The 8,179-nt window shown below is 44.1% G+C and carries 9 protein-coding genes; 7 read left to right on the top strand and 2 right to left on the bottom strand.

From position 1 onward, the window contains the following. Window positions 1-253 precede the first annotated feature (253 nt). The 7 genes from V7L29_RS27800 (at window position 254) to V7L29_RS27770 (ending at window position 5,951) form a co-directional block, all read left to right on the top strand. Window positions 254-547, top strand: coding sequence for an LLM class flavin-dependent oxidoreductase (locus tag V7L29_RS27800; RefSeq protein ID WP_334737475.1), 294 nt, complete (start codon window positions 254-256; stop codon window positions 545-547). 325 nt (window positions 548-872) lie between these two features. Continuing rightward, window positions 873-1,082 carry an RRXRR domain-containing protein gene (locus tag V7L29_RS27795; RefSeq protein WP_334689435.1) on the top strand — a complete coding sequence of 70 codons (210 nt, stop codon included), beginning with the start codon at window positions 873-875 and terminating at the stop codon, window positions 1,080-1,082. 351 nt (window positions 1,083-1,433) lie between these two features. After that, on the top strand, window positions 1,434-2,108 hold the full coding sequence (locus V7L29_RS27790) for a cysteine dioxygenase family protein (protein WP_334689434.1): 675 nt from the start codon (window positions 1,434-1,436) through the stop codon (window positions 2,106-2,108). Continuing rightward, window positions 2,092-2,853, top strand: a complete 762-nt coding sequence (locus V7L29_RS27785; protein ID WP_334689433.1) for a class II aldolase/adducin family protein — start codon at window positions 2,092-2,094, stop codon at window positions 2,851-2,853. Before V7L29_RS27790 ends, V7L29_RS27785 begins: the two co-directional genes overlap by 17 nt. Window positions 2,854-3,090: 237 nt before the next feature. After that, window positions 3,091-4,209 (top strand): sulfonate ABC transporter substrate-binding protein, encoded by a 1,119-nt coding sequence (locus V7L29_RS27780; protein ID WP_334737474.1) that lies wholly within the window; start codon window positions 3,091-3,093, stop codon window positions 4,207-4,209. 113 nt (window positions 4,210-4,322) lie between these two features. Beyond that, window positions 4,323-5,144 (top strand): NADPH-dependent oxidoreductase, encoded by an 822-nt coding sequence (locus V7L29_RS27775; RefSeq protein ID WP_334737473.1) that lies wholly within the window; start codon window positions 4,323-4,325, stop codon window positions 5,142-5,144. Between the two features lie 18 nt (window positions 5,145-5,162). Then, a complete protein-coding gene (locus V7L29_RS27770; RefSeq protein ID WP_334737472.1) occupies window positions 5,163-5,951 on the top strand; it encodes an SDR family oxidoreductase in 789 nt (262 codons plus the stop codon). Window positions 5,952-6,102: 151 nt separating this feature from the next. On the opposite strand, the gene V7L29_RS27765 is transcribed toward V7L29_RS27770, so the two are convergent. Both V7L29_RS27765 and V7L29_RS27760 read right to left on the bottom strand, forming a co-directional pair. Continuing rightward, window positions 6,103-6,252, bottom strand: a complete 150-nt coding sequence (locus tag V7L29_RS27765) for a hypothetical protein (RefSeq protein WP_334737471.1) — start codon at window positions 6,250-6,252, stop codon at window positions 6,103-6,105. A gap of 183 nt (window positions 6,253-6,435) precedes the next feature. Next, on the bottom strand, window positions 6,436-8,172 hold the full coding sequence (locus V7L29_RS27760; RefSeq protein WP_334690256.1) for a diflavin flavoprotein: 1,737 nt from the start codon (window positions 8,170-8,172) through the stop codon (window positions 6,436-6,438). Between the last annotated feature and the right edge of the window lie 7 nt (window positions 8,173-8,179).

Genomic DNA, 8,179 nt, shown 5'->3' with positions numbered 1-8,179 from the left:
AACTCCGTTAACGAGTCTTTGATACTCGTTCATCCACCTCAGAACTCCGTTAACGAGTCTTTGATACTCGTTCATCCACCTCAGAACTCCGTTAACGAGTCTTTGATACTCGTTCATCCACCTCAGAACTCCGTTAATGAGTCTTTGATACTCGTGAACAAGCATAAAAACTCCACTCCCCTGCTCCCCAATCCCCAATGCCCAATGCCCAATCCTTGTTGATTATGGTTTGTAATTTTTGAGGTGATGCACTATGCCGATTGAATTTATTGGAATGATTGGAACGCGACAAATATCTGAGTTAGATGGATCGACAGTTTCGATCATCGGCGGTTCGATAGATGCCGCCTATGTCTGCAAGTTTGCTAAGGCACATGAGGATGGTGGCTTTGATCAGGTACTAGTTGGTTATGGCTCAACTGGCCCCGATGGCTTAACTGTAGCTTCGTTCGCGGCGGCGGCAACAGAACGGTTGAAGTTTTTAATCGCCCACCGCCCTTGTTGGTACACCGGAGCAAGTAGCAGAGTCCCTTATAGATTACTATGATGCAGGGGTAACTACTCTCTTGATTCGGGGATTTGATCCATTAGGAGATGCGATCGCTTACGGTCGTGATGTGATTTTGCTAGTCCGGGCAGAAGTGCAACGTCGGGAGCGACAAGCCACTGTTGTTGCTTAGGGACTGACAAATAAAAAAATACTCAACTACTTCTTGTGGCGTGGGACGAAAAGCCCGCCCGTAGCCAAAGGCGCTCATGTTGGCCACTCCAGAAGATGGAATAATTTATTTGTTAGAAATCCCTTAGATCAAGATTGGATGATTGATTTTTTGATAGTCCCTTAACAACTTTATTCGTAAGGAATATCATACATGACCAAAGTATTTATTCTCGATGCCAACCAACAACCCTTGTATCCAGTACGCATCAGCCGTGCTAGGCTGCTATTGTCACAAGGTAAAGCTACCGTATTCCAGCGATATCCCTTTACTATCATTTTGAAGGAGTCTCTTTCTCGTCTAAAACTTGAGCAACTTGGCTTCAAGATTCACCCTAGCATTAAAATAATTCGTAATTCGTAATACTCGCCTCCGGCAAGAAGCAAGCTACGTAATTCGTAATTGAATTCTTAACTAACGCTGTGTGCAACTTTACTCTCAAACCTAATCCCCAACCTCTTCCCTACAAGGGTTGGGGAGGAAGAATCAAAGCGCCTCCTCGAAATGGAGAGAGGAATGGAAGCAGGGTTTTAAGAATAACTAGCACATCGCGTTTAACTATGAATTACGTTAGCGCAGCGTAAAGCCTCCGGCATAGCTTCTCTTCGAGACGCTGCGCGTAGCTTGCTTCCCCGCAGGGGTACGCTTAGAGCGACGTAGGAGCGTCATTAGTAATTAGTTAATTTTAGTCGCTTCCCAAAACCAGGAATATAGATGACAAACCATACCATCTTGGAACCATTACCAGAAGACCAATGGTTTATTGAGAGCCAGAAACTACGATCTTTTGTAGCAACAGTGCAAGAAATTAGCGCTAGCACTGTTAACGATCGCACACAAACTCTCGCCAGACTAGAACCCTATTTTCAAGAACTGCTCGCCCAACAGGAATGGCTCTCGGAAAAGTTTACCCAAATCAATCCGGAAAGCAAGATGGGCGGCGGTATTGGTCAGTGGCTGCTTTATCGCGCCAAAGACCGTTCCCTCTCAGTCTTCAGTTTGGTGATTCCCCCAGGTTCCACGACTCCCGTCCACGACCATTTGGCCTGGGGATTGATTGGTTTATACAAAGGCAATCAAGAAGAAACAGTCTATCGCCGTGTAGATAACGGCGACGCCGAAGGACACGCACAATTACAAGTAACTGAAGTGCGTAGGCTTCAACCAGGGGATATCTACCGCCTCTTACCCCCAGATGGTGATATCCACGCCGTCAAAACCACATCCCAGAGCGCATCTGTATCCATCCATCTTCTGGGTAATGATACTGGCTGCGTCCTGCGTCACCAGTTCATCCCAGAATCTCACAGCGTCAAATCCTTTCGCTCTGGATATTCTAACGCTCCTTGTAAAGAGGAAGAGGAAAAAGAACATGCCCAAGTCCGATAGACCACAACCCCCCGTATTCGAGCGAGTTGAAGACGAACGCCTGCACCGCAAGCAACGCCTCGCCGCTGCCTTTCGCCTGTTTGGTAAGTTTGGGTTCAGCGAAGGAATCGCCGGCCATATTACGGCTCGTGATCCGGAGTTTACAGACCATTTCTGGGTCAATCCATTTGGAACATACTTCGGTCATATCCGAGTTTCTGACCTGATCTTGGTTAACAGAGAAGGTGAGGTGGTTAAAGGCGATGCTGAGGTGAATCGAGCTGCTTTCGCCATTCATTCTCAGCTTCATGAAGCTCGACCTGATGTGATCGCAGCGGCTCACGCCCATTCACTTTATGGTAAAGCCTGGTCTAGTTTAGGTCGTCTCCTTGACCCATTAACACAAGATTCCTGTGCTTTTTACGAAGACCATGCGCTATTTGACGATTTTACAGGTGTTGTTTTAGAAACTTCTGAAGGTCAGCGACTGGCGCAAGCCTTGGGGCCAAAGAAAGCCATAATCCTGCGTAACCACAGCATTTTAACTGTGGGACATACAGTAGATGAAGCTGCCTTTTGGTACATTAGCTTAGAGCGATCGTGCCAAGCCCAACTGCTAGCAGAAGCTGCGGGTAGACCCACTACTATCAAACACGAAACAGCCCGTTTAACACAAACTCAAGTGGGGTCACATATAAGTGGATGGTTCAGCTTCCAGCCACTTTACGACAGAATTGTGCGCGAGGAACCTGATTTGCTCAATTAGTGCTGTGTTTTTTGGCACTGGGATAATAGGCGGGGAAGTTTCCATTTGCTGCACTTCCCGCTCTTTTTATAGCAGAAGCCTTGGTGGTTAGGACATTAACATATGATAAAACTTAGATACAAAAAGGCTTTTCACCCAGTCCCCAGTCCCTTGCTATATATCAACTTTTCTTGAAAATATATACTCCGGTAAACCTATAAGTTTATAGTATTATTATATTTCCGAGAAATCATTTTGATGATTAACCTAATCTTTCGCCGCTTAATTACCAAATGGATATCGTTGAGAAAATTCAGAAATATCCCATTTAACAACCGACATAAATTATTCTTTTCTTCTCTTTTGCCAATTGCGGGGGCTTTTGTTACAGGTCTTTGTCTGAGCGTGTTATTTGCCGCCTGCTCATCGACATCGACTGTTAATTCTCCTAATCCCAGTGCCACATCTGTTGGTAATTCTGCTGACGGTAAAGCAACAGTAGTCAGATTTGGCTATCAAAAATCGACTATTTTACTTAGAATTAAGGGTGTTTTAGAAAAGCGGTTGGCACCAGAAGGTATCACTGTAAAGTGGACTGAATTTCAAGCGGGGCCCCAACTACTAGAAGCCATGAATGTAGGTAGTATTGACATCGGCCCTGTAGGAGAATCACCGCCAATATTTGCTCAAGCAGCGGGAGCATCACTAACTTATGTTGTTGGTATTGCGGCTACTCCGGCTAGTTCAGCAATTCTTGTTCCTCAGAATTCACAAATTCAAAAACTTACTGACCTCAAAGGTAAAAAAGTTGCCTTTCAAAAAGGGTCTAGCGCCCATTTATTGTTAGTCCAAGCTTTAGATAAAGCGGGATTGAAATATACTGACATTGAACCTAAATATTTGGCACCAGCTGATGCCCGCGCTGCATTTGTCAAGGGTAGTGTAGATGCCTGGGTGATTTGGGACCCCTTCTATGCAGCTGCTCAAGAGGCAACTAAAGCCAGAGTCTTGATTGATGGCACAGGAATTAATAAACAGGGTGGATATTATTTGATGACCCGCAAATTTGTCACTGAAAATCCCCAAACTGTCAAGGCAATAGTGCAGGAAATTCAAAATCTAGAAGAATGGTCTAAAAAGAATCGAGAAGAGGTAGCAAAAACTCTAGCACCTGTGTTAGCAATTGATCTAGAAACGATGAAAAAAGCAACTAACAGACGGACTTTTGGACTTGTGCCAATTGACGACAATCTAATAAATTTACAACAAGGTGTTGCAGATACATATTATAAATTGAAGTTAATTCCCAAAGAGGTAAATGTGAAGGATGCAGTGTTGACAAAAGAGCAATACGCTGCATTTTCACCAAAAACTTGAACTAGTACAATGAATCGGCTGTAGGGGCGTACAGATGTATACCCCGACAAATGGAATTGATGTTAGTAATAAAACAACTGGAAATTTTTGAAATGTGAATCTGGGAATTGATTATGACTAATCCGACAGAACTACTGCGATCGCGCTACGGTGAAATTCCCTTCAATCCCGAAATTGCATGGAATGATTCCTTGACAGCACTACTATCTCACCGTTCAATCCGGTCTTATCTATCTGATTCTCTACCAGCGGGAACTCTGGAGTTATTAATTGCAGCCGCCCAATCTGCATCTACTTCCTCTAATTTGCAAACCTGGAGTGTGGTAGCAGTCGAAGATCAACAGCGCAAAGAGGAGTTATCTAAATTAGCGGGAAACCAAGCACATATTAAGCAAGTGCCTTTATTCTTGGTTTGGTTAGCAGATTTGGCGCGTCTAAGTTACGTTGCTGACAGTCGCGGCATATCTCATGATGCGCTGGAATACTTGGAAATGTTTGTGATGGCAACAATCGATGCAACTTTGGCGGCGCAAAACGCAGCAGTTGCAGCTGAGTCACTTGCTTTAGGAACAGTATATATCGGCGGAATCCGGAACCGCCCGCAAGAGGTAGCAGAAATATTGAATTTGCCCTCCTCTGTGTATGCTGTATTTGGGCTATGTGTAGGCTATCCAAATCCTGAGGTAGAAGCAGCGATTAAGCCACGGTTGCCCCAATCAGCTGTGCTGCACCGTGAAACTTATAAATTGGCAGATCAAGAAGAAGCGATCACTCACTATAACGATATCATCAAAGACTTTTATACTGAACAAAAGATGAATATCTCCGGTGATTGGTCAGAACACTCAGCCCAACGGATCGCAACTGTGGAGTCATTGAAAGGACGCGATCGCTTGCGTGAAGTTCTGAATAACCTCGGCTTTAAGTTACTGTAAACAACAATAATCAAGATTATGGATTTGCAACTCCGTGGCAAAGTTGCCTTAGTGACAGCTGCTAGTAAAGGTTTGGGCAAAGCTACAGCAAGGCAATTTGCCCGTGAGGGTGCAAAAGTTGCCATCTGTGCCCGCAGTGAGTTAATTGACAAAACCGCTGCGGAGATTGAAAGCCAAACAGGTACAGAAGTGCTAGCTTTGCGTGCAGACGTTACCAGTCAAGCAGATATTGAGCGGGTAATTAATGCCACAGTGGAAAAATTCGGCGGGTTGGATATCCTGGTTACCAACGCCGGAGGCCCACCAGCTGGCACTTTTGACGATATCGATTTGGCAACTTGGGAAACTTCGATCAACTTGACTTTGCTGAGTGCGGTACGTCTGGTAAAGTACGCTTTACCTCACTTACGCCAATCTACTACACCAGCGATTCTGACCATCACCTCAACCTCAACTAAGCAACCAGCCCAAAATCTCGTGTTGTCTAATTCCATTAGGTTAGCTGTAATTGGTTTAACGAAAACTCTCAGCCAAGAACTGGGTAGCGATAAAATTCGCGTCAACAGCATCTTACCAGGTTGGACATATACAGAACGGGTAGAAGAATTAATCAACGCCCGGATTGTTAAAAGTGGTGAAACAAAAGCAGCAGAAATTGCTCGAGTCAATGCGACAGTTCCTTTAGGTCGTATAGGGACACCAGAAGAGTTTGCCAATGTCGCGGTATTTCTAAGTTCACCAGCCGCATCATTTGTGAATGGAGTCATGCTGCAAGTAGATGGCGGAATTATTCAAGGAACATTTTGAGCAGTTTGACAACGCAACCAGACCATTGGACTGGGCCATAGTCTAGTACTCTCTCAAGCAAAGTTTGAAAGGTAAAGGAACGAACCACACGTAGTGCGAGATTTATTAATAAAGATATGGCTGCGGCAAGACTTGTGTGTACACCGTAGTCTTAAGAGGAGAGAGGAATGAAAGTGAGGTTTTCCAGATCCCGTGAAACAATGCCATTGTCAATTAAAACAATGGCATTGTTAGGCGAAACAATCGCATTGTCAGCTAAAACAATCGCATTGTCAGTCGAAACAATCGCATTGTTAGTCAAAACAATGCCATTGCAACTTTAAAAGACTTGTGTGTACCTAACTTTTCACATTATGTATGAAAGCCCATGAAAAACCTAACCCCCTAACCCCCTTCCCGACGCTCTAAGGGGGAAAATTCAAAGTCTCTCTCCTTTTAGGAGAGAAATAGAAGTGAGGTTTTTGAAATACTGTGAAAAGTCAGGTTAATAATAGCTGCCAGATTTCCGATGCTCCAAAGCAGTGACACCATCATTTTCCAACACTTCACCATGATTGATCACGGCATAAATTAACCATCTATCGCCACATTCAAGCTGATTTTGCACCGTACATTCTAAATAGGCTAATGCCTCATTCACAATCAAACAACCATTAAGAGCAGTTTGTGTGGCAAGATTTGCAAAGGGATTATCTCCTAAAGTGCTATGACGAGAAAAATAGCGTCGCACATTTCTTCCTTCTTTGAGGATATTCAGCACAAATTTATCACCAGGATGATGCATTAAATCTGCATTCTGCTCTTGGGCGATCGCAATCATGATTCCTGGTGGGTTAAAAGTTGCCTGAGATACCCAAGAAGTTAAAACCCCTTTGTGGGTTTCTTGATCACGAGTTGTCACAACACACAGAGAACCAATGATCTGGCCCACAGCTTGTTCGGTACGATCTACAGAAGCTCCTGTGACAACCTGACGCGAAGTACGCAGTTTTTTAGTTTTCTTCAAGTTTTGGGCAAAGGAAGCACCGGCTTGTTGACACTGCTGAAGAATCTCAGGAGTAGGACTAAAACGCACCCGAATTGTTTCAAACCCTAGTTGATAATTAGCATCTTTGAGCTTGCTTTCTAGTAAATCTATTGCCTCGCCACTCCAACCGTAGGAACCAAACACCCCTGCTAACTTAGTTTTAGCCGTCACCGAAAGGACTATTCCTAAAGCTGTTTGAATTTGAGTAGGTGCATGTCCGCCTAAGGTGGGTGAGCCGATAATAAAACCATCGCAGGTTTCTACAATGCGGCTAATCTCCGCAGAGTCTGCTAGTTCACAGTTAATCGATTCTACATTAATGCCATTTTGAATCAAACCTTGAGCGATCGCATTCGCCAAAATTGCTGTATTACCATAAGCAGAAGCATAGAGCAAAGCAACACTCAACTCCTGAGATTTTTGCCCTTGGCACCATTGACGGTAATCATAGGTAAAACGACTAAGGCTGTAACGAACAACCGGGCCATGTGCTGGGGCGTAACATCTGGTTCCCAAAATTGAAAATTTATCTAAGGCTACTTCAACTTGTTTGGCTTGAGGTGCATGGAGACATTCAAAATAGTAACGACGTTCCGCATCTAATTCCTTCCAATCTTCATCAAACAAGGTATCTTCGCAAATATGAGCGCCGAAAAGTTTGTCTGTGTAGAGAATTTTGGTGGCGGGATCGTAGGTACAAAGTCCATCCGCCCAACGGGGAGTTGGTACAGTGATAAATGATAGATGATGTCCTTGTCCTAAATTTAGAGTATCTCCCCATCGCATCGCTTGAATAGGTGATTCAAATTCGGGAAAGGCAGTTTTTAGAGCATTGGCGGCGGGACGAGAACAAATGAGAGTGGCTTGAGGAACCAGAGAGAGCAATACTTGCAAGGTTGCTCTGCGGTTTGGGTTGACATGACTGAGAATAATGTAATCGAGGGAGATAAAATCTAGATGTTGTGCCAGTTGCTCAAGGTAAATTTCGGTAAAAGATTCGCCGGGAGGGTCAATTAAAGCTTTTTTATCAGCTTGAATCAGATAAGAATTTGCTGTAGTTCCCCGTTGGCGGGAATATTCCACCTCAAATTTTAGTCTGTCCCAAGTCCGCGATCGTAGAATCAGAGTATTTTTACCAATTTCAGCAACTTGTACATCTCTAGGATGGCTGGTAGTTAAACTATTTGCAGACATAATAACC

Origin of the sequence: Nostoc sp., assembly GCF_036916575.1 — a bacterium.
Taxonomy (GTDB): Bacteria; Cyanobacteriota; Cyanobacteriia; order Cyanobacteriales; family Nostocaceae; genus Nostoc.
This window is presented reverse-complemented; position numbering and strand designations above follow the sequence as displayed.

Bases quoted from the DNA above. Each gene is read 5' to 3' on its own strand.
- V7L29_RS27800 (WP_334737475.1), top strand. From the start codon at position 254: ATGCCGATTGAATTTATTGGAATGATTGGAACGCGACAAATATCTGAG.
- V7L29_RS27795 (WP_334689435.1), top strand. From the start codon at position 873: ATGACCAAAGTATTTATTCTCGATGCCAACCAACAACCCTTGTATCCA.
- V7L29_RS27790 (WP_334689434.1), top strand. From the start codon at position 1,434: ATGACAAACCATACCATCTTGGAACCATTACCAGAAGACCAATGGTTT.
- V7L29_RS27785 (WP_334689433.1), top strand. From the start codon at position 2,092: ATGCCCAAGTCCGATAGACCACAACCCCCCGTATTCGAGCGAGTTGAA.
- V7L29_RS27780 (WP_334737474.1), top strand. From the start codon at position 3,091: ATGATTAACCTAATCTTTCGCCGCTTAATTACCAAATGGATATCGTTG.
- V7L29_RS27775 (WP_334737473.1), top strand. From the start codon at position 4,323: ATGACTAATCCGACAGAACTACTGCGATCGCGCTACGGTGAAATTCCC.
- V7L29_RS27770 (WP_334737472.1), top strand. From the start codon at position 5,163: ATGGATTTGCAACTCCGTGGCAAAGTTGCCTTAGTGACAGCTGCTAGT.
- V7L29_RS27760 (WP_334690256.1), bottom strand. From the start codon at position 8,172: ATGTCTGCAAATAGTTTAACTACCAGCCATCCTAGAGATGTACAAGTT.